The organism is Gordonia sesuvii (assembly GCF_036350415.1).
GTDB classification, from domain to species: domain Bacteria; phylum Actinomycetota; class Actinomycetes; order Mycobacteriales; family Mycobacteriaceae; genus Gordonia; species Gordonia sesuvii.
On record NZ_JAZDUF010000001.1, the window covers coordinates 1443593 to 1465219 of the forward strand.

Genomic DNA, 21627 nt, shown 5'->3' on the forward strand with positions numbered 1-21627 from the left:
CCGCGACCGAGAAAGGAACAAGGCGTGTTCGGAGCGATCGGCACATTCGTCTTTCGAATGCGCTTCGCCGTGATCGCGGTTCTCATCGCGCTCATGGGCGGGCTGGGCCTGTACGGCCTCGACCTCGGCAAGTACCTCAGCCAGAGCGGCTGGTTCGACCCGACCTCGGAGTCGGTTGCCGGATCGGTGGTCGCCGACACCGCGCTGGGCCGTGATCACCGCTCCGACGTCATCCTGCTGGTCACTCCTCCCGAGGGCACCACCGTCGACGATCCGGAATTCGGCGCGAAGGTGGAGAACTTCGTCGACGATCTGATCGCCCAGCACGGCGACATCGTCAACCGCGAGGACCCGGGCATCATCGACCCGTTCTATCTGCGCGACCAGACCGCGACGTCGCAGGCCGCGCAGGCGACGATCCGGGAACGCACCTTCACCGACGACGGTCGCCACGCGTTCATCAGCATCGGCGTCACCGGCAACGACGACACCACGGTCCTGAACAACTACCAGACCATCGAACCGTTCTTCGACGACATCCCGGAGAGGTTCAACCTCGAGGGCACCACCTTCGAGCTCGCCGGCCTGCAACCGGTAGCCGGCAGTATGGCCGACGGCATGGACAAGGACATCCACCGTGCCGAGGTGATCGCCCTGCCCTTGGTGGCGATCATGCTGTTCTTCATCTTCGGCGGGGTGATCGCAGCGTGCCTGCCGGTCCTCATCGGCGGTCTCACGATCGCCGGGTCGCTGGGCATCATGAAGATGCTCGCGCAGGCCACCGAGCTGAACATCTTCGCGCAATCGGTGGTCACGCTGATCGGCCTCGGCATCGCGATCGACTACGGGTTGTTCATCGTCAGCCGCTTCCGTGAGGAACTCGCGGAGGGCTATTCGACGAAGGCCGCGGTACGAAGAACCGTGATGACGGCCGGGCAGACCGTGGTCTTCTCGGCGACCATCATCGTCGCCGCCCTGGCCTGTCTGCTGATCATGCCGCAGGGCTTCCTGAAGTCGGTGGCCTACGGCGCGATCGCGTCCGTGTCGCTCGCGGCGATCCTGTCGATCACCGTGCTCCCGGCGATCCTGTCCATCCTCGGCCCCCGCATCGACGCACTCGGTCTGCCGTTCCTGCGGCGCACCAAGACCAAGCAGGAGATCGAGAACGGATTCTGGGGCCGACTGGCCGGATGGGTCATGCAACACCCGGTCGCCACGGCCGTCCCGACGATCCTGCTGCTGCTGGTCCTGACCATCCCGTTCGGCGGGATCAAGTTCGGCGGCATCAGTGAGGCGTATCTGCCGCCGGATAATCCGAACCGGGTGGCGCAGGAGAACTTCGACGAGTACTTCCCGACCGAGCGCACCGAAGAGATCAAGCTGGTCATCGCCTACGATCCGAACGACGGGGGCAGCGGCGAGAAGATCCAGCAGATCGCCGACGAGGCCAACCAGATCCCCGGTTTCACCAAGGAGTTCAGTCCGTCGTCCGACGGTGGCGCACTCACCGGCCAGTATGGCGACAACGGCCCGCAGATCATCCAGATGTCGGCCGGCCTGGTGGACCGCAACACGGCGGCCCCGGCGATCGACGACCTCCGCGCGATCGACACCCAGGGCCTCACGATGTGGGTGGCCGGCACCCCGACGCTGACGCAGGACTCGATCGACGCCTTGATGTCGCGGCTGCCGCTGATGGCGGTGCTGCTCGTGCTCGTCACCGGGTTCCTGATGTTCCTGCAGTTCGGCTCGCTGGTGCTGCCGATCAAGGCCGCGCTGATGACCGCCCTGGGACTCGGCGCCACACTCGGCATCCTGACCTGGATCTTCGTCGACGGACACGGCGCGGAGATCGCGAACTTCACCCCCGGCCCGCTGTTCGCGGCCGTCCTGGTGCTGATCATCGCGATCATCTTCGGGTTGTCGACCGACTACGAGATATTCCTGATGTCCCGAATGGTCGAAGCCAGACAGAAGGGCGCGAGCACCACCGAGGCCGTCCGCCTCGGTACCGCCCACACCGGGCGCATCATCACCGCGGCCGCCGCGATCCTCGTGGTGGTCACCGGCGCCTTCGGTCTGTCCGAGATCGTGATGATGAAGTACATCGCCTACGGCATGATCGCGGCGCTCATCCTGGACGCCACCATCATCCGCATGCTGCTGGTGCCGTCGGTGATGAAGATGCTCGGCGACGACTGCTGGTGGGCGCCGCGCTGGATGCGTGCGATGCAGCAGAAGATCGGCCTCGGCGAGACCATCCTGGACGACGAACCCGACGAGATGCGCGACCAGGCCGTGGCCGCGCACAACCGGTCGGCGGGCACCCTGGTGGCCGAGGCACCGACATCGGCCATGCGCGCGGCCCCGCGGACCGCGAGTGTCGCGGCATCCGCGGCCACTGCCGGCCGAGGGTCGGCGCGCGGCGCCGAACGGCCGCAGCGCCCGGCGACACCGCCGAACCGTCCGACCCCGGGCCCGTCCCCGGCCGCACCGCAGCGACCCGCCCGGCCGGAGGGACCCCCGGTCCCGGCCGGAACGGACCCGACCCCGCCGTCGACGGATGCACGGCCACCGGCCCGACCGACACCGACCTTCTCCCGGCTGACGAAGTCGCGGTCGGACCGCCCCGACACGGGTGGCTGGCGACTCGGCGCAGGCGGAATCCGGATGGGTGACGACTCCGGCCGCCCGGCCGCCCCGGTGTCCCCCACCGGCTCGTCGACCCCCGCCGCGCCGGCGGCACCCGCTGCCCCGAACGCACCGCAGCCGCCGCGAACAGCGCCGCGCGCTCCGCAGCCGCCGACGCCGCCGCCTGGTGGCGATTCGGCGCTGGGTCGGCGACCGAGTCTCGACTCGACCGGCAAACGACCGCTCGCGGCGTCGCTCGCACCCGAGGCGCAGCGTCGTGGCCCCGACTCACAGCGTTCCGACTCACAGCGCCCCGAGCCGCAGCGCCCCGGGCGGTCACCGATGGACCGCGGGCTCGGCGAATCGACGCCACCACGCAACATGTCCCCGGCCGACGCGCCATCTGCCAACGCGCCCTCGTCCAACGCGAAGGGGTTCAACGGCGACCGTCAGGACGCCGACGGTGGACCCGCCGGGCAACGTGACGCGTCCGGTTCCGACCGGTCGAACGCGGCCGAGGGTCGTCGTCGCGCCACCGATCGGCACGCCCGATCCGACAGTGACGGCGACGGCGCGCAGATCAGTGTTCAGGAGTTGTTGCGGCGTAGCCGCTCGGAGAGCTGAGCGGCTGCGGGCTGTTTATCAATCACACGCCGCCCGCTCTCAAAAGCGCCCTTGGTCAGGACTGGGCATAGCCCGGATGTGATCGACCCCACATAGCAGCAGGATTGTCTCCCAGCACACCAACCACGGAGGCAGCCCCATGAATGCACCCACGACCTGGAACGGTCCCGAGCATCGCCGCAGCGTGCTCTGGATCGTCACCCTCGCCGCGATAGCCATCGTCTTCGACGGCTATGACCTCGTCGTCTACGGCACCGTGCTGCCGACCCTGCTCGACGACCCATCCCAGCTGGGTGAGCTCAGCCCCGGCACCGCAGGCGCGCTCGGCTCGTACGCACTGATCGGCATGATGGTCGGCGCGTTCATCGCCGGCACGTTCGGCGACCGTGTCGGTCGACGCCGGATGATGCTCATGAACATCGTGTGGTTCTCGATCGGGATGGGCGCGACCGCGCTCGCCCCCAACGTCGCCACCTTCGGCATCCTGCGATGCCTCACCGGCATCGGGATCGGCGGCCTGGTCGCCACCGTCGGCGCACTCATCGCCGAGTTCGCACCGACGTCCAAGCGCAACCTGTTCAACGCCATCGTCTACAGCGGCGTCCCGGCCGGCGGTGTCCTCGCCGCGGTGCTCGCACTCCTGCTCGCCGACCACATCGGCTGGCGCGGACTGTTCTGGATCGGCGCGTTGCCCCTGGTCACCCTGCTGCCGCTGGCGTGGCTGAAGATGCCCGAGTCACCGCAGTGGCTGGTCACGCGCGGACGCCTCGACGAAGCCGCCGCCATCGGCCGTCGCACCGGCATCCCGGTCGACCTCGCTCCGCAGCCCTCCGCCGACGCGCGCCCCGACGAGGTGGCGAAGGTCGGCTTCGCCGCACTCGCGTCACGTCGGTTCCTCGTCCCCACCCTGCTGCTGGGCATGATGAGCTTCGCCGGACTGCTGTTGACCTACGGCCTCAACACCTGGTTGCCGCAGATCATGGAGTCCGCCGGCTTCAATGCGAAGGGATCGTTGTCGTTCCTGCTCGTGCTCAACGGCGGCGCCATCGTCGGCGGCCTGATCGCGGCACGCCTGGCCGATCGTCGCGGCCCGCAGCGCATCGTCGCCACGTCGTTCTGCCTGGCGACCTTCGCCCTGATCTGCCTGACCCTCGGATTCCCGCTCCCGGTGCTGCTGGCCGCGGTGGCCGTCGCGGGTACCGGCACCATCGGAACCCAGGTGCTCATCTACGGGTACGTGTCGAACTTCTACCCGACGTCCGCCCGCGCCGCCGGTGTCGCGTGGTGTGCCGGGTTCGGCCGACTCGGCGGCATCGTCGGCCCGGTGATCGGTGGACTCCTGATCGGTGCGGGCATCTCGTCGAGTGCGGCGTTCTACATCTTCGCCGGGATCGCGCTCGCCGGTGCGGCGGCCACGATGCTGGTGCCGCGGGATCGGGGCGACGTCGTCGCGACGGCCGGGCGGCGTCCGGCGTCGGAGACGGCGGGTCTCGATACGTCACTCGCCTAGCGGCTCGCTCCTACTCGACCAGCGGATGAATCGTCCGCTGGTCGAGTGAAGTTTTCCGCTGGTCGAGTAGCCGCGCGAGCCTGCGAGCCGGCGTATCGAGACCTCGCAACATCCGCTGGTCGAGTAGCCGCGCGAGCCTGCGAGCCGGCGTATCGAGACCTACTCTCACAGAGCGTTTCTCACTCATCCAACCCGTGTTCGATGGCATACCTGGTCAATTCGACCCGGTTCCCCAATTGGAGTTTGCGGAGGGTGGCCTGGACATGGTTCTCGACGGTCCGGTGACTCAGGGACAGCTTGCGCGCGATCTGCTTGGCGCTCAACCCCTTCGCGACATACCGGAGGACTTCGGTCTCCCGCGCCGTGAGAGTGGGCCGATCGTCGGCCGGACCGGGTTCCGCCGAAATCCGGCGGTACTCCCCGAGGATCAACCCGGCCAGGCCGGGCGTGAACACCGCCTGACCGTCGGCGGTGGCCCGGACCGCGGCGACCAACTCGGTCCGCGACGCACTCTTCACCAGATAACCACTCGCACCGGCCTTCACGGCCTGCAGCACGTCATCGCGCTCATCGGAGGCCGACAGCACCAGCACCCGACTCGACGGCGACATCTCCAGCACGCCGGCGGTCGCCTCGGCCCCACTGCCGTCGGGCAACTGCATGTCCATCAGCACCACGTCGGGCGCCACGGCAGCGGCCCGCCTACGCGCCGCACCCACACCGTCGGCGGTCGCGACGACGTCGAATCCCTCTTCTTCCAGGTCGCGGGCAACCCCGTCACGCCACATCGGATGATCGTCGACAACCATCACCCGCAGCCGTGGTCGCTCCTCACCTGTCATGGCCTGTCCCGCCTGTCGCGTCATGGGCCCTGCCGCCCACCGGAATCGTCAACTCCCATTCTGTGCCGCCGCCCGGTTCGGAATCGAGCATTGTCGTTCCGCCGAGGGACTCGACGCGACCCACGATCGATTTCGAGATCCCCATCCGCCCCTCCTGGCGCGCCTGGTCGAGCCGTCCCGGCGCGATCCCCACTCCGTCGTCGCGGATGCTGACCACCACCCGGTCACCGAGGTCCTCCAACAACACGAACGCGCGGGCGCCCGGACCCGCGTGGTCGGCGACGTTGTCGAGGGCGTTGACGACGGCCGCCCGGATCTCGGCGGCGACGCCCGCCTGCACATCCACCGGGGTCGCAGGTGCGCTGACCGAGATCCGGTCGGACGCGAAGCCTCGCAACACCGCACCGAGATCGGTCGTACCCGCCGCGACGTCGATACCGCCGGCCTCCGACACCAACCGCCGCAGCGCGCGTTCCTGTTCCCCTGCGAGGTCCGCGAGGCGGGTCGTCTCACCGCCGATCTCACGGCCCTGCTTGGCGATCAGCGCCAGTACCTGCAGAACCCCGTCGTGCACCTCCCGCGACAACCGTTCGCGTTCCGCGGTGGCGGCGGCCATCCCGGCGGCCTGCGTGAGCACCGCATGCGCACGCCGCGCGATGACCGCCGCCAACCCGACCGCCATGCCGGTGGCGACGACGATGATGATCGTCGCGTTGCGCCCGAAGTTGAGGTCGAAGGCACCCTTGACGAATGCGCTCGTGCCGCCGACGAACAGACCGGCCGCGATGCCCCACACGGGTCCGGCGAGCAGCGCCACGGAGATCACCGAGTTGACCGCCCACAGGGTCGTCGGCCAGCTCTGGTTGTTCAGCGCCCACTCCTCGGTCGCCACGTACGAGGTGGACAGCATCATCACGCAGGCGACCGCCACATCCACCGCGACCCAGTACCGATTACGGCCGAACCCGACGTAAATGGCGATGCCGGAGGCCAGCGTCCACGCGCTCAGGATGCCGAACAACACCCACGCCACACCCCGATGCAGCAGATCGTCGTTGATCGCGATCTGGAATCCGAGCGCGTACATGAAGGAGATCAGGCGGAACAGCTGCGCAGCTCGCCACAGCGGTCCCACCGGATCGCTGTCGACGATGACCGCCTGCTGCCCGGCACGACCCGGGATTCCGCGCGGCTCAGGCGTCGCGATCATCGCCCCGCGGGCGGTCGGTCCGTGGGTCGCCGCCCTGTTCCTCGTCGCCCGGGTCCTCGTCGCCCGGGTCCCCGTCCCCTGTGGCGTGCTCGGCCCCGTTCGTATACGACGGCCGCAGGGCCTCGACCGTCTGGGTGTGGACGGCGTCGGCGTCCTCGGCGTCGCGATGGTCGACGCGGTCCCAGCGCGGCTCGTCGGGCGCGGCGGAGTACATCGGTTCGTCGGCTCGTTCGTCGCGACGTCGCGCGCTCGGAGAGCTGCCCGACAGGTGCCGGATCGCGGTGTTGGCGAACGCGATCAACGGCACCGCCAGCAGACCGCCGATGATGCCGGCCGCGACGATGCCCGCCGCGATGCTCAGCACCACGGCGACGGGATGCAGCCGCACCGACCGACCCAGCAGGAACGGCTGGAGCACATGACTTTCCAACTGCATCACCCCGATGACGATGGCGAGGGCGATGATCGCCGCGATCCACCCCTGCGTCACCAGGGCGACCAGCACGGCCAGGGTGCCGGTCGCCAACGCACCGACGATCGGGATGAAGGCACCGAGGAAGATCAGCGACGCGAGCGGCAGCGCCAGCGGCACGTGCAGGATGGCCAGTCCCACCCCGATGCCGAGTGCGTCGACAAACGCGACCGCCACGGTGGCGCGGACGTATCCGACGAGGGTGGCGAAGCCGGCGGTGCCGGCCGCGTGGACCCGCGCCCGCGTCTCCGTGGGGACGGCTTTGGTGACGAAGGTCCAGATGTGGCCGCCGCCGTACAGGAAGAAGATCAGCAGGAAGAACGCGAGCAGCGCGCCGGTGACGATCTCGGTGGCGGTGGTCGCGGTCGCGAGTGCGCCGCTGGTGACCTGGCTTTGATTGTGCTGCAGGAAGCCGGTCACGTCGTTGCCGATGTTCTGCACCTGCTCGCGGTCGATCCCGAGCGGCCCGTCGACCAGCCATTCACGGGTTCGATCGATGGTCGTGGTGATCTCGTCGGTGAGTTGCGGGATGCCGCGGATGAACTCCTGCACGACGAAGGTCAGCACCGCGGCCAACAGGCCCAGCACCACGACGATCGCCACCAGGACCGCCAGTGACCGCGGGAAGCCCACGCGGTCGAGCAGGTCGACGACCGGCACCAGCATGGCTGCGCCGAGGATGGCGAGCGCCACCGGCACCAGCACTTCCTCGAACTGGTTGAAAGCCAAGACCAGGACGTACACCGCACCGGCGATCACCAACAACCGCCACGACCATTCGGCCGTCGCTCGCACCAGGGGGTGGACTTTCTCCCGATCGGCGACTGCCACATCGTCGGACCCATCCGACCGACGGGATCGATCGGAGGTGTCGGGATCGCTCACGGGTCTCAGCCTAGCTGCGGTTATGGTGTGGGCTATGTCGTCGGAGCGGCCCGCCATCGGGAGTGTGACCACGCGGCCACGCTTCTGGTGGCTGCGGTGGGTGCTCCTGGCGATCGTGGTGGCGATCCTGGCTGTCGAGATCGTGCTCGTGTCACCCAGCCTCGAGGAGGCGTGGCAGCGGATCGGTGACCTGGAGTGGGGCTGGATCGCGGCCAGCATCGTCGCGGCGTTGCTCTCCATGGACAGCTACGCGCAGGTGCAACGGGCGCTGCTCCGTTCGGCGGGCGTGCGGGTCGGCCAGTGGCAGTCGCTGTCGGTGATCCTCGCGTCGAATGCGGTGAGCCAGACGATGCCCGGCGGTCCCGTTCTGTCACCGGCGTTCGTGTACCGCGAGACCAGGAAATGGGGTGCGACACCGGTCGTCGCGTCGTGGCAGGTGGTGATGTCCGGGCTGCTCGCCGGCGTCGGCCTGGCAGTGCTGGGCTTCGGCGGCGCCCTGCTCGCCGGCGCGAAGACGAGCCCGTTCTCCGTCGTCTTCTCGGTCCTCGGGTTCATCGCGGTCGCCGTGGTGTTCCAATACCTGGCCAGCCATCCCGAGTCGTTGCAGAGCACATTGCTGCGGGTGATGGACTGGATCAACCAGGTGCGCAGCAAGCCGCAAGGTCACGGCCACGACCGCATCATGGAGACACTCGAACAGCTGCGCGCCGTGCAGTTGTCCAAGCGCGATCTCGGCGTCTCGTTCGGGTGGAGTCTGTTCAACTGGGTCGCCGACGTCGCCTGTCTGGCCTTCGCGTGCTGGGCGGTCGGCGCGCATCCGAGTATCGCCGGCCTGATGGTCGCCTACGCGGCCGGGAAAGCGGTGGGTACGGCGGTGCCGCTCCTGCCCGGCGGGATCGGTGTCGTCGACGCCGTCCTCGTGCCCGCGCTCACGTCCGCGGGAATGCCCGCGGCCGACGCCATCACGGCAGTCCTGGTGTATCGCGTCATCAGCTACATCCTGATCGCGGCCATCGGCTGGGTCGTGGTGATGTTCATGTTCCGCAGCTCGTTCCGCACGGACGAGACGCTCGAGGAGGAACTCGACCGCGACCTCAGCACTGGGGATCGGGGCGCCGGCGATCGGGCGGACGTCACGCCGGAATCCGACCCGGGCCGTGATCGCGACGCGGACCGTGATGATGGTCCCCGGCCCGACGACCAGCTACCGTAGGGGACCATGTCGAGGCCACCCACTGTCGCACCGGCCGACGCCCTGGCATCTCCGGGGCGCACACTGCCGATGCCGGTGGTCGCGCTCATCGATCTCGTCGCGATCACCGTGTTCGTCCTCATCGGCCGGTCGAGCCACGAAGAGGGCCTCGCGGTCTCCGGGGTCCTGCAGACGCTCTGGCCGTTCGCCGTGGGCGCAGCCGCCGGGTGGTCGATCGCCTACGTGTTCTCCCACGCCTGGTCCAGCGACTGGTTCGGCCACGATTTCCGACCCGAACGAATCGTGCCGGCCGGGGTGATGATCTGGTTCTGCGCGGTGGCGATCGCGATGATCCTGCGGTACCTGCTGCACCAGGGCGTCGCGGTCAGCTTCGTCATCGTCGCGACCATCACGCTGGGAGTGTTCCTGCTGGGTTGGCGCGCCCTGTTCGTGCTGGCCCGCCGCCGATCAGCCGTCTCGCGCGCCGACTGAGCTACCGCGCGCGCAGCTTCACGCGCGGATGCTCGTTGAGTGCGCGATGACCCACCCGCACGAACGGACGGGTTACTTGATCCGGAAGTACTTCTGCGCCACCTGCAGTGCCGCCGTCCCGGACCTGTCGCCCTCGGTGTAGATGACGATCACCTTTCCGCCCTGCAGGCCGAGGAACCAGCCGGGTCCCTGCGGCCCGTTGGTGCCGACGAGCGCCTTGAGACCCGGCGCCCCGGTGAGGTCACTCGCGTCCCCGGTTTTCGCCACGGTCGTCATCGCCCGCAGGATCGGTGCGGTCGTCGCGGCGTCCAGTTCGCCCAGCTGTCCACCCGCAACCGTCGTCGAGACACCTTTGACAATGTACGGCGCGACCGACGTCATCTGGCCCATCGAGCTGCGGGCAAGGGCGACGCCGAGGGCGCCCATGTTCATCATCGACATCCCGATGCCATCCGGGCGGAAGTCCACGGTGGCCACGCCCGGCTGATCCTGGGACGGTGCACTGGCGCCCGGGACGGTGAACTGCACGCCGAGACCGAGCCGGTCCATGACGGCGTCGCTGGACTCCTGATTGGCGTTCGCGGTCCGATCCACCTCCGTGAGCACCGGGTTCAGCGTCGTGCCGACCGGATACACGGTGTCGACATTGGTGCCGCGATCGACCGCATAGCTGTTGCGGGCCATCGCCAGGATCGCGCCGGTGGACGCGTCGAGAGCCATGATCGTCGCCGGCTGTCCGACCTCGACGGCGGCGTCACCGAGGGTGAGCTGCACGCTCTGGTCGACGGTGGTCTGCACATCCGGTCCGGGCGGGCCCTGTTCGCCGGCCAGTTTGCGGGGCTTGATCCCCGGGCCGACCATCTGCACCTGCCAACCCGCGGTGGCGTTGCGGATCGCCTGCCAGTAGTTGGTGAGGCCCGATTCCAGCGGTGAGGACAGCCGCCGGTCCTTGGTGACCAACATGCCGGCCTTGCGGACGACCACACCCGGAACAGCCTCCGGATCGGACCGCAGCACCTCCATGTCCGGGTCACGCAAGGTCACCGCGGTGATCGCCTCACCGGGCGCCTCGGCCAACTTGTCCGAGATGACCTGGGTGGTGATCAGCGGGGCGATCGGTTCGATGGTGCGGGCCAGGGCTCGGACCGACCGCCGCACGTCCTTGGTCTCGTTCGGATCGAGGATGATCTCGTTCACCGGCTGCAGGTACATGAACGTCTTGCCCGAGCGGCTGTTCACCGTCGGGGCCGGTGACGCATCCGTGCGGATCTCCCGCAGTTGCCCGCCGTAGGGCAGGCCCGGATGGATGATCGACGGATCCCAGGTGATCTTCCAGCCCGTCGACAGATGTCGGGCGGTACCCGAACTCGTGGTCTCGAACGTCCGGTCCTCATCCCACCGCCAGGTGGTCGTGAGCCCGAACGACGCCGTGCCATCGCTGTACTGGACCGGGTTCTGCACCTCCATGTCGACGTGCTCGGCGTCCATGGACTGGAGGGTCTCGGTCAATGCCTCGCCGGCCTGACCGGGCGCGGTGGTGAACTTGGCGGCGCCACCGGCGTCCTGGCGTTCCATCGCCGCCGCGAACTCGCGGACGGCACCGGCCGCATCCTTGCTCTCACCGGAGGTGGCACCACACGCACTGATCGCCACCACGAGGCCGCAGGTCGCCACGGCACAGGCCATCTTCGGCGCTCGCCTGACCCAGATCTTCATAGTCTCAATTTTCACTCGCGTAACACTGGAATTCGATGTCGTCCGCTTCCATTCGGGGATCCGACCGGTCACGATCGGGTCTCGGGTATCCACCGGCGCCGCAGGCGATGTGGGCGGCGCCACATCCCCCTGGGCTGCCCATACTGGGGTATGGACTTCTCCGTGATTCCGGCCGTCGACCGTGCGGTCACGACCACCGACTGGCTCACGTCCCGCCATAGCTTCTCCTTTGGCGACCATTACGATCCATCCAACACAAATCATGGGTCTCTGTTGGTGAATAACGATGATGTGGTCGCACCGTTACAGGGCTTTGACCCACATCCGCACCGCGAGTCTGAAATCGTCACCTGGGTCACGTCCGGCTCACTGGTTCATCGGGATTCGGAGGGACACTCGGGGATCGTCTATCCCGGTCTGGCACAACGGATGAGCGCAGGCACCGGGGTCCTGCACTCCGAGCGCAACGACACCTGGTCGGAGCGGCCGGGCGCAGGCACGGTGCCGGTGCGTTTCGTCCAGATGTGGGTCATGCCGGACGAGGCGGGACTGACCCCGTCCTACGCCGCGGCCGACATCACCGACGAGCTCACGGCGGGACGTCTCGTGCCGGTCGCGTCCGGGGATCCGCATCGTGACTCCGCCATCCGGATCGCCAACCGGACCGCCACGATGTACGCCGCCCGACTGGACTCGTCGAGCGTCATCGAGCTGCCCGCCGGTCGCCACACCCACCTCTTCGTCACCCAGGGATCGGCGCGGATCGAGGACCGGACCCTGAGCGAGGGCGACGCGGTTCGCGGCGGCGACCTGGGTGGGGCGAGGCTGACCGCCGGTGACAATGCCGAGGTGCTCGTCTGGGTGATGGATCGTGACCTGCGCGAACTGCTCGGCTGAGCCCCTCGCCGACAGAACCCCGAATCCCGCCGACAGAATCCGGAATCACGTCGAGAGAACCTCAGCGCAGCGACTCCAGCAGCCGCAGCCAGACCTCGCTGACCGTCGGATACGACGGAACCGCATGCCAGAGCCGGTCGACGGGCACCTCCCCGACCACCGCGACGGTCGCCGAGTGCACGAGTTCTGCCGTCCCGGCGCCCACGAACGTCGCACCGACGACGACGTCCCGCGCGCGGTCGATCACCAGCTTGGCGTGCCCGCTGTAGTCGGGGTCGAGCAGATATGTGCCCGCGACCGCGATGTCCATGTCGGCGACCGTCACGTCGATGCCGTCGGCGCGGGCCTGCTCCTCGGTCACCCCGACCGCGGCCACCTCCGGGCGCGTGAACACCACCTGCGGCACGGCGCCGTGGTCGGCGAATGCCGAGTACCGCGGGCTGTCGAGGTTACGTCCCTCGGCGCGCGCGGCGATCACGTCGCCGGCGACCCGCGCCTGGTACTTCCCCATGTGCGTGAGCGCGACCCGGCCGTTCACGTCGCCGACCGCGTAGAGCCACGGATGGCCGGGAACGATCATGTGATCATCGACCCCCAGCGGTCCGGACTCCTCGACACCGATGCCGCTCAAGCCGAGTTCGCGGGTGGCCGGCTTGCGGCCCGCCGCCACCAGGATCTCGTCGACCTCGACGACGTCACCGCCGCTCAGCGTCACCCGGGCGGGACCGCCGTGCAGACGGCCGTACCCGGTGTCGGCCACGTCCGGCCGCTCGACGGACTCGAACTCGGTGCCGAAACGGATGTCGGCACCACGCGCGGTGAGCGCGTCCGCGACCATCTCGCCGGCGAAGGGCTCGTTCTTGGGCAACAGTCGGTTGCCACGGACCACCATCGTCAGTTCGCGCACCCCGAGATCGAGCAGCCAGGTGACGGCCTCGCAGGCGACCACACCGCCGCCGAGCACCACGATCCGATCCGGCACGTCGATGAGGTTCGTCGCGTCTCGCGACGTCCACGGCCGGGCCTCCCGCAGGCCGGCGATCGGCGGGATCGACGCGACACTGCCCGTCGCCACCACCACCGCTTCCCGGGCGACGATGCGGCGCTCGTCCACCGCCACCTCCCGCTCACCGACGATTCGTCCGTGCCCGCGGATCACGTCGATGCCTGCGCTTCGCGCCCATTCGACCTGCGAGCTGTCGTCGCGACCGCCGGTGATCTCATCACGCCGCCCGAGCACCCCCGTCCGGTCCGGAGCGGTGTCGGAGAGCCGCTCGCGGGCACCGGGCAGCGCGGCCGCGGCAGCCAGCGCAGACCCGGGCCCGAGCAGCCCCTTGCTGGGCATGCACGCCCAGTACGAGCACTCGCCGCCGACGAGTTCGTGTTCGATGATCACCGCGGTTCGGTCGCTGCCCCGGATCGCGTAGTCCGCGGCGTTCTCACCGACCGGACCACCGCCGATCACGACCACGTCGTAGGTGCTGGTCTGCGAGTCGCCGTCCATACCCCCACGGTAGGTGAGCAGGCTGACGAATCGGGGCCGCGATGACAGGATGTACGGGTGACCGCTTCGCAGACTGACACCCCACAGATTTCCGGTATCGATCTCAGCTGGGTGGACGACGGCGTCCGCGTCCAGGACGACCTGTTCGCCCATGTCAACGGCAAGTGGCTGGAAAGCCACGTCATCCCCGACGACCGCCCGCTCGACGGCGCCTTCCACGTGCTGCGCGACCGGGCCGAGGAGAACGTCCGCGACATCATCACCGAATGTGCCGACGCCGAATCGCTCAGTGGCTCCGACGCCCAGAAGATCGGCGATCTGTACGCCTCGTTCATGGACACCACGCACATCGACGCCCTCGGCATCGGACCGATCCGCGGTGAGCTCGACAAGATCGCGGCGATCAGTTCCGCCGACGATCTGAGTCATCGCATCGGGCGCCTGCAGCGGCACGGTGTCAGCGGCCTGTTCGGCTTCTACGTCGACACCGACGCCAAGCAGTCCGACCGTTATCTGGTGCACGTCGTGCAGTCCGGACTCGGCCTGCCCGACGAGTCCTACTATCGCGAGGACAAGCACGCCGAGACCCGTGACGCCTACGTGGCCCATGTCGGCGCGATGTTCACCCTCGCCGGCTTCGACGAGGCCGACACCCGGGCCAGCACGGTCCTCGATCTGGAGACCGCGCTCGCCGGTCATCACTGGGACGTCGTCCGCCGGCGCGATGCCGAGCTCACCTACAACCTGCAGACACTCGCCGACTTCGCGGACTCCGCGGGTGCGTTCGACGTGTCGTCCTGGCTGGGTGGCCTCGGCACCACCGGGGACACCACGTTCGCCGAGATCGTGGTGGGGCAACCGTCCTTCGTCACCGGCGCCGGCGAGCTGATCGCGTCGCGGCCGCTCGACGACTGGAAGACCTGGCTGACGTGGAAGTTGCTGCGCTCGGCGGCGCCGTACCTGTCGTCGGACTTCGTCGACGAGAACTTCGCCTTCTACGGGCGCACCCTGACCGGCTCCGAGACGATCCGGGACCGGTGGAAGCGCGGCGTCGGCTTCGTCGAGGACGCCATGGGATTCGCGGTCGGGAAACTGTACGTCGACAAGCACTTCGGCCCCGAGGCGAAGGCCCGGATGGACGAGTTGATCGACAACCTGGTGGCCGCCTACCGTCGCAACATCACCGAACTCGAGTGGATGACGCCGGCCACCCGGGAGAAGGCGCTGGCCAAGCTCGAGAAGTTCACCCCCAAGATCGGTTTCCCGGCGCGCTGGCGCGACTACGGAACCCTGACCGTCGACCGCGGTGACCTCATCGGAAATGTCGCTCGCGCATCGTCGTTCGAACAGGACCGGGAGTTCGCGAAGATCGGTGGCCCGGTGGACCGCGACGAGTGGTTCATGACGCCGCAGACGGTGAACGCCTATTACAACCCGGGCATGAACGAGATCGTCTTCCCGGCAGCCATTCTTCAGCCGCCGTTCTTCGACCCCGAGGCCGACGACGCCGCCAACTACGGCGGGATCGGCGCGGTGATCGGACACGAGATCGGCCACGGATTCGACGACCAGGGCGCCAAGTACGACGGCGACGGCAACCTCGTCGACTGGTGGACGGACGAGGATCGCACCGAGTTCTCCACCCGGACGCGCAAACTCATCGACCAGTACGGCGATTTCACGCCGATGGGCCTCGACGAGGAGTACAAGGTCAACGGCGATTTCACGATTGGTGAGAACATCGGCGACCTCGGCGGTCTGTCGATCGCGCTGGTTGCCTACCGGCTCGCGACCGAAGGAGAGACCGTACCGACGATCGACGGACTGACGGGCGACCAGCGCGTGTTCTTCAGCTGGGCTCAGATCTGGCGCACCAAAACCCGTGATGCCGAGGCGATCCGACGCCTGTCGATCGACCCGCATTCGCCGCCGGAGTTCCGGTGCAACGGCGTGGTCCGCAACATGGATGCGTTCTACGACGCGTTCGACGTGACGCCGGGCGACGCCCTCTATCTGGACGAATCCGAGCGCGTACGGATCTGGTAGAGCAGGTGGGGACCGGCATCGGGGATCTGGCGGAGGCACGCAGGAACGTCGGTCGACGGCAGGTCGCGATGGCCATCATCCGGCCGATCCTGGCCACGGTGATCCTGTTGTTCGGCTACTTCCTGTTGCCGATCGACCGGGCCAGTTCGGTCAATTTCGTCGGCCTGACCATCGGCGCGGTGCTGCTGATCGCGTTCTGCGCCTGGGAGATCCGCCATTTCATCCGGTCGCCGTACCCGGTGGCGACGGCGATCGAGATGCTGGTGGCGATCGCTGCGCTGTACATCGTCGGCTTCGCGACCGTGTACTTCCTGTTCTCCGAGTACGACCACGGCAGCATGAGCGACCACCTCACCCGGGTCGACGCACTCTATTTCTGCCTGACGGTGTTCACCACAACAGGTTTCGGTGACATCACCGCGGAATCCCAGGGTGCCCGGGTGGCGGTGTCCATCCAGATGGTCAGCACCCTGGTCCTGCTCGGTCTCGGCATCCGCTTCCTGAATGTCCTTGTCTCGGAACGCGTCAAGCGCTGAGACCCCACCCCCGACCCCTTCGGAGCCCTCACCCCCGATCCCTGAGGAGCTTCCGAGCGAACGTCACCCCCGATCCCTGAGGAGCTTCCGAGCTTGCGAGGAAGCGTCACGAAGGGTCGCCACCCTTCGTGACCCTTCGAGACGCTCGCAGGCTCGCTCCTCAGGGCGGCGCGCTCGCAAGCTCGCTCCTCAGGGACCGTGGGAAAGGAACGCTCGCTCCTCAGGGTTCGGGAGGAGTGACGAACGATCAGTAGTCGTCGTCGCCGTAAACGATCATGCCGCGGATGTTGTTGCCCGCCAGCATGTCGTCGTAGGCCTCGTTGATCTGATCGAGCCGGTAGGTGTTGGTCACCAGATCGCTCAGGTTCAACTTGCCTGCGCGGTACTCCTGGAGCAGGTTCGGCACCTGGGTGCGCGGGCTGGCCCCACCGAAGATCCCGCCCTGCACACGCTTCTGCAGCAACGTGAGCTCGAACAGGTTCATCTGCGCGTCCATCGACGCGAAGTTGCCCATACCGACCACCACGACCTGGCCGCCCTTGCCGGTGAGCGACAGCGCCGGCTGGATCATCGATCCGTCGATCTCGCCGACGGTGAGGATCGTGGTGTTGGCCATCTTGCCCCAGCTGATCTCGCCGATGACCGGAAGTGCTTCCTCCATCGATTCGAAGGTGTGGGTGGCACCCAGCTTCTCGGCCATCTGCCGCTTGAACGGCACCGGGTCGACAGCGGCGACGATCCGCGCGCCGGCCTGCGCCGCACCCTGCACCGCGTTGATGCCGACGCCGCCGATGCCGACCACGACCACCACGTCACCGGCGTGGGTGCCGCCGATCTCGACGGCCGAGCCCCAGCCGGTGGCGACACCGCAGCCGAGCAGTGCCGCCTGCTGGAGCGGGATGTCGTCCTCGATCTTGATCAGCGAGGCCTGGTTGACCGTGATGTACGGCGCGAACGTGCCGAGCAGACACATCTGCGCGAGCCCGAGCCCATCGCTGGTGTGGGCGCGGTGGGTGTCGTCGGCGATGGACAGGCCGGTCAGCAGCCGAGCCCCCTCGTCGCAGATGTTCTGGTCCCCGCGCGAACACGGCTCGCACACCCCGCACGCCGGGATGAAGGCCGTGACGACGTGGTCGCCTTCCTTGAAGTTGGTGACCCCGGGGCCGACCTTGTGCACGATGCCGGCGCCCTCGTGGCCGCCGAGGACGGGCATCGGCGCCGGACTGTCACCGGTGCGCAGATGGTGATCGGAGTGGCACAGGCCGGAACTGACGAGCTTGACCTGGACCTCACCGGCGACCGGATCGCCGAGGTCGAACTCCTCGATCTGCCACTTCTCACCCGGATTCCGGAGGATTGCTCCCTTGGTCTTCATGCCGCATGACCCCTTTCGTTCGGACGGCGATATGCGATCTGGTGACATCGTCGCCGCATATGCATCACCGCGCATACGAAACGCCTACACACGTTGCGGCGGTGGGCAATTGGGCCAACTTATCGATCGTTAGATCGGGAGTTGTGGTTCAGCCCGATCCTGCCCTGCCCGGAACAAGGGTTTCCACCGCGTGGCGCACGCCGAACGCTGGACATCTGACCAAGATCAGCCGCCTCGGAGACCACCGAGGGGAATACGCCCTCGGACGGCCCTCACACGGCTGATTGTTGCCAGTCGCCGGGCTTCCCGGTCCGGCCACGCCGTCGAGAATGCCGACAATCCGGTCGTGTAGACAGGAACTCATGGCGACCACGCCCCGGCTCCGCTGGTTGATCCCCGCGCTCCTGCTCCTCGGTTGGCTCGTCATCGGAGGTGTGACCGGCCCCTATGCCGGGAAGCTCTCCTCTGTCGCCACCAATGACAACAGCGCGTTCCTCCCGGCATCGGCGGAGTCGACCGAGGTCAACGACATGCTGAGCGGGTTCACCGATTCCGACACGGTGCCCGCGGTCGTCGTCGCCGAGCGGACCTCGGGCCTGACCCCCGCCGACACGGAGTTCCTCGCGACGGCCGCTGCGCCGCTGGCCGGCACCGAGGGATTCGGGCCGGCGTTCTCCCCGCCGGTCCCGTCGACCGACGGCCAGGCGGCGCAGATGTTCGTCCCCATCTCGGCGGAGGGTGAACCCGCCGACCATGTGGAGAAGCTGCGTGAGGCTTTGGAATCCCCACCGGACGGGCTGACCGTCAAGGTCACCGGACCGGCCGGTCAGATCGCCGACCTCGGGGAGGCCTTCGGCGGCATCGACGGATTGCTGCTGCTGGTGGCCGGATCGGTGGTGATCCTGATCCTGATCGTCGTCTACCGCAGTCCGATCCTGCCGATCGTGGTGATCATCTCGGCGATCTTCGCGCTCGGACTCGCCTCGGGCCTGGTCTATCTCCTCGCGTCCAACGACGTCCTCGAACTCAACGGCCAGAGCCAGGGCATCCTGTTCATCCTCGTCTTCGGCGCGGCCACCGACTACGCACTGCTGTTGGTGTCGCGCTTCCGTGAGGAGTTGACGCGCACCGACGACAAGTACGCGGCCGTCCGATCCGCCTGGCGGGCGACCATCGAACCGATCTCGGCGTCCGCCGGCACCGTCATCCTCGGTGTGCTGTGCCTGCTGTTCTCCGACCTCAACTCCAATCGCAGCCTCGGGCCGGTCGCCGCGATCGGCATCGCCACCAGCTTCGTCGCGTCGATGACGTTCCTGCCCGCAGCACTCGCCCTGCTGGGTCGCACCGCGTTCTGGCCGCTGCGCCCCAAACACACCGAGTCCTCCGAACCGGGCAGCACCCACCGCCTCTGGGCGGGCATCGCCGACCGCGTCGCCGCGCGGCCGCGCACCATCTGGATCACCACGCTCGTCGTCCTGCTGATCGGCGCCGCGTTTGCGCCGATGTTCAAGTCCGACGGCATCGCGCAGACCGACTACTTCCTCACCTCGGTCGACTCGGTCGAGGGCGCCGAAATCCAGGCCGAGCACTTCGACGCCGGCAGCGGTTCGCCGACCTGGGTGATCGCCGACCAGCCGCAGGGACAGGCCGTCCTGGACACGGTGCGTGGCGTCGACGGCGTCGCCTCGGCCGAGTTGGTCCAAGAGGGCGGGGCACCCGTCGTCGTCGACGGCAAGGTGGCGGTCCAGGCCACCCTCACCGACACCGCCGACTCGCTCGCCGCGCAGGACACCGTGGTGCGCATCCGCGACGCGGTGCATCCCATCGACGATGCCGACGCGCTCGTCGGCGGTACCACCGCGATCGATCTGGACACCCGCACCACCGCCGTCCACGACCGCAACCTCATCATCCCCATCGTTCTGGTGGTGGTCCTCGCGGTGCTGATGCTGCTGCTGCGCAGCATCGCGGCGCCGGTGATGTTGCTGGCGACGACCGTGGTGTCGTTCGCCGCGACGATCGGCGTCGGCGCGTTGCTCTTCAACGGACCGTTCGACTTCGCCGGCGCCGACCCGGTGGTCCCGCTGTTCGCGTTCGTGTTCCTTGTCGCACTCGGCATCGACTACAACATCTTCCTGATGACCCGCGCCCGCGAGGAAGCGAAGACACATGGCACGCGCGAGGGGATGCTGCGCGGGCTGACCGCGACCGGCGGTGTCATCACGTCCGCCGGCGTGGTCCTGGCCGCGACGTTCGCCGCGCTCGCGGTGATCCCGTTGTTGTTCCTCGTGCAGATCGCTTTCCTCGTCGCATTCGGCGTCCTGGTCGACACCCTGATCGTGCGCACCCTGCTCGTGCCCGCGCTGACCCTCGACGTCGGCAAACGGGTGTGGTGGCCGAGTTCGTTGTCCCGCTGAGGTTTTCGCCGCCCGCCTCGGCGAAGTGCGGACATCTGGCGAGCCCGAGACCAAACAGCGACCTGAGAGTTCGGAGAATCCGAACACGCCCTGTGACCGCGCGGGCTAGCGTCGATTCATCGTATTCAAACGATCGTTAGCTGGTGATCTCGATGACTCTCGCCGAACACAAGGCGCACGGACGTGAAGACTTCGCGTCGCTGCGCAGCGGCGGCCTCAACTGGGATGCGTTCCCGTTGCGGCTGTTCGTCAAAGGCAATGGCCGCTTCTGGGATCCGGCCGCCATCGACTTCTCCCGTGACGCCGAGGACTGGGGCGAGATCACCGACGAACAACGCCGCAGCGCCACCTACCTCGTCAGCCAGTTCATCGCGGGCGAGGAAGCGGTCACCCAGGACATTCAGCCGTTCATGCATGCGATGGCCGCCGAAGGCCGCTTCGGCGACGAGATGTACCTGACGCAGTTCTGCTTCGAGGAAGCCAAGCACATCCAGGTGTTCCGTCGGTGGATGGATGCGGTGGGCCTCGACGGCGACCTGCAGTCCTACGTCGCCGACAACCCGTACTACCGGCAGCTGTTCTACGACGAGTTGCCGTCGTCGCTGAACGCCTTGAACACCGACCCGTCGCCGCGCAATCAGATCCGGGCCAGCGTCACATACAACCACGTCATCGAGGGCAGCCTCGCGCTGACCGGGTACTACGCCTGGCAGAAGGTGTGCACGCAGCACGGGATCTTCCCCGGTATGCAGCGCCTCATCAAATTCATCGGCGACGACGAGCGGCGGCACATGGCGTGGGGCACGTTCACCTGCCGCCGCCACGTCGCCGCCGACGATTCCCTCTGGGAGGTCGTGACGGGCCGCATGGAGGAACTGATGCCCCTGGCGCTGGGAATGATCAACTGGGTGAACGAGCAGTTCGACGAACAGCCCTTCGGCCTCGACAACAACGAGTTCATCGCCTACGCCGCCGACCGCGGTCAACGACGACTCAGCGCCATCGAGTCGGCCCGCGGCCGCCCCGTCGCCGAGATCGACCTCGACTACTCACCGGAGTCCCTCGAGGAGCGGTTCGGCGAGGAGGACGCCGCGGCGATGGGCGCCTGACCCCGATGCCTGAGGAGCTTCCGAGCCTGCGAGCGTCACCCCCGATGCCTGAGGAGCCTCCGAGCCTGCGAGGAAGCGTCACGAAGGCCGCCTTCGTGACGCGCGCTCGTACCTCGCACGCTCCTCAGGCATCGGGGTGACGCGCGCTCCTCAGGCTTTGGGGGGGTGA

General features: G+C 67.9%; 15 protein-coding genes. 9 read left to right on the forward strand and 6 right to left on the reverse strand.

What is annotated here, in order from left to right:
* Positions 1-24: 24 nt before the first annotated feature.
* Both VZC37_RS06610 and VZC37_RS06615 read left to right on the forward strand, forming a co-directional pair.
* Positions 25-3255 (forward strand): MMPL family transporter, encoded by a 3231-nt coding sequence (locus tag VZC37_RS06610; RefSeq protein ID WP_330431598.1) that lies wholly within the window; start codon positions 25-27, stop codon positions 3253-3255.
* 139 nt (positions 3256-3394) lie between these two features.
* Positions 3395-4765 (forward strand): MFS transporter, encoded by a 1371-nt coding sequence (locus VZC37_RS06615; protein ID WP_330431599.1) that lies wholly within the window; start codon positions 3395-3397, stop codon positions 4763-4765.
* Positions 4766-4944: 179 nt separating this feature from the next.
* Here VZC37_RS06615 and VZC37_RS06620 read toward each other — a convergent pair whose 3' ends face one another.
* The 3 genes from VZC37_RS06620 to VZC37_RS06630 are packed head-to-tail and all read right to left on the reverse strand — an operon-like array spanning position 4945 to position 8174.
* Positions 4945-5607: a response regulator transcription factor gene (locus VZC37_RS06620; protein WP_330431601.1), complete on the reverse strand. Its 663-nt coding sequence runs from the start codon at positions 5605-5607 to the stop codon at positions 4945-4947.
* Positions 5597-6817: a MacS family sensor histidine kinase gene (macS, locus tag VZC37_RS06625; protein ID WP_330431602.1), complete on the reverse strand. Its 1221-nt coding sequence runs from the start codon at positions 6815-6817 to the stop codon at positions 5597-5599. The genes VZC37_RS06620 and macS overlap by 11 nt, the downstream gene beginning before the upstream one ends.
* A complete protein-coding gene (locus VZC37_RS06630; protein WP_330431603.1) occupies positions 6801-8174 on the reverse strand; it encodes an AI-2E family transporter in 1374 nt (457 codons plus the stop codon). Before VZC37_RS06630 ends, macS begins: the two co-directional genes overlap by 17 nt.
* A 34-nt stretch (positions 8175-8208) precedes the next feature.
* On the opposite strand from VZC37_RS06630, the gene VZC37_RS06635 reads away from it, so the two are divergent.
* Both VZC37_RS06635 and VZC37_RS06640 read left to right on the forward strand, forming a co-directional pair.
* Positions 8209-9387, forward strand: coding sequence for a lysylphosphatidylglycerol synthase transmembrane domain-containing protein (locus VZC37_RS06635; RefSeq protein ID WP_330431604.1), 1179 nt, complete (start codon positions 8209-8211; stop codon positions 9385-9387).
* Positions 9388-9393: 6 nt separating this feature from the next.
* Positions 9394-9858, forward strand: a complete 465-nt coding sequence (locus VZC37_RS06640; RefSeq protein ID WP_431309331.1) for a DUF3054 domain-containing protein — start codon at positions 9394-9396, stop codon at positions 9856-9858.
* 72 nt (positions 9859-9930) lie between these two features.
* Here VZC37_RS06640 and VZC37_RS06645 read toward each other — a convergent pair whose 3' ends face one another.
* Positions 9931-11574 carry an NTF2-like N-terminal transpeptidase domain-containing protein gene (locus tag VZC37_RS06645; protein ID WP_330431605.1) on the reverse strand — a complete coding sequence of 548 codons (1644 nt, stop codon included), beginning with the start codon at positions 11572-11574 and terminating at the stop codon, positions 9931-9933.
* Between the two features lie 150 nt (positions 11575-11724).
* On the opposite strand from VZC37_RS06645, the gene VZC37_RS06650 reads away from it, so the two are divergent.
* Entirely contained in the window at positions 11725-12471 is a 747-nt protein-coding gene (locus tag VZC37_RS06650) for a pirin family protein (RefSeq protein ID WP_330431606.1), read from the forward strand.
* A 61-nt stretch (positions 12472-12532) separates the two neighbouring features.
* On the opposite strand, the gene VZC37_RS06655 is transcribed toward VZC37_RS06650, so the two are convergent.
* Positions 12533-13975, reverse strand: coding sequence for a dihydrolipoyl dehydrogenase family protein (locus VZC37_RS06655; protein WP_330431607.1), 1443 nt, complete (start codon positions 13973-13975; stop codon positions 12533-12535).
* Between the two features lie 57 nt (positions 13976-14032).
* On the opposite strand from VZC37_RS06655, the gene VZC37_RS06660 reads away from it, so the two are divergent.
* Together VZC37_RS06660 and VZC37_RS06665 are read left to right on the forward strand one after the other, a co-directional pair.
* The gene (locus tag VZC37_RS06660) at positions 14033-16021 is read left to right on the forward strand and encodes a M13 family metallopeptidase (RefSeq protein ID WP_330431608.1); all 1989 of its coding nucleotides are present in this window, start codon (positions 14033-14035) and stop codon (positions 16019-16021) included.
* Positions 16022-16089: 68 nt separating this feature from the next.
* Positions 16090-16557 carry an ion channel gene (locus tag VZC37_RS06665; RefSeq protein ID WP_330431734.1) on the forward strand — a complete coding sequence of 156 codons (468 nt, stop codon included), beginning with the start codon at positions 16090-16092 and terminating at the stop codon, positions 16555-16557.
* Between the two features lie 247 nt (positions 16558-16804).
* On the opposite strand, the gene VZC37_RS06670 is transcribed toward VZC37_RS06665, so the two are convergent.
* On the reverse strand, positions 16805-17932 hold the full coding sequence (locus tag VZC37_RS06670) for an NDMA-dependent alcohol dehydrogenase (protein ID WP_330431609.1): 1128 nt from the start codon (positions 17930-17932) through the stop codon (positions 16805-16807).
* Between the two features lie 362 nt (positions 17933-18294).
* Between VZC37_RS06670 and VZC37_RS06675 the strand changes: the two genes are divergently transcribed.
* Both VZC37_RS06675 and VZC37_RS06680 read left to right on the forward strand, forming a co-directional pair.
* The gene (locus VZC37_RS06675) at positions 18295-20349 is read left to right on the forward strand and encodes an MMPL family transporter (RefSeq protein WP_330431610.1); all 2055 of its coding nucleotides are present in this window, start codon (positions 18295-18297) and stop codon (positions 20347-20349) included.
* Positions 20350-20501: 152 nt separating this feature from the next.
* On the forward strand, positions 20502-21458 hold the full coding sequence (locus tag VZC37_RS06680; RefSeq protein ID WP_330431735.1) for a R2-like ligand-binding oxidase: 957 nt from the start codon (positions 20502-20504) through the stop codon (positions 21456-21458).
* The last annotated feature ends 169 nt before the right edge of the window (positions 21459-21627 follow it).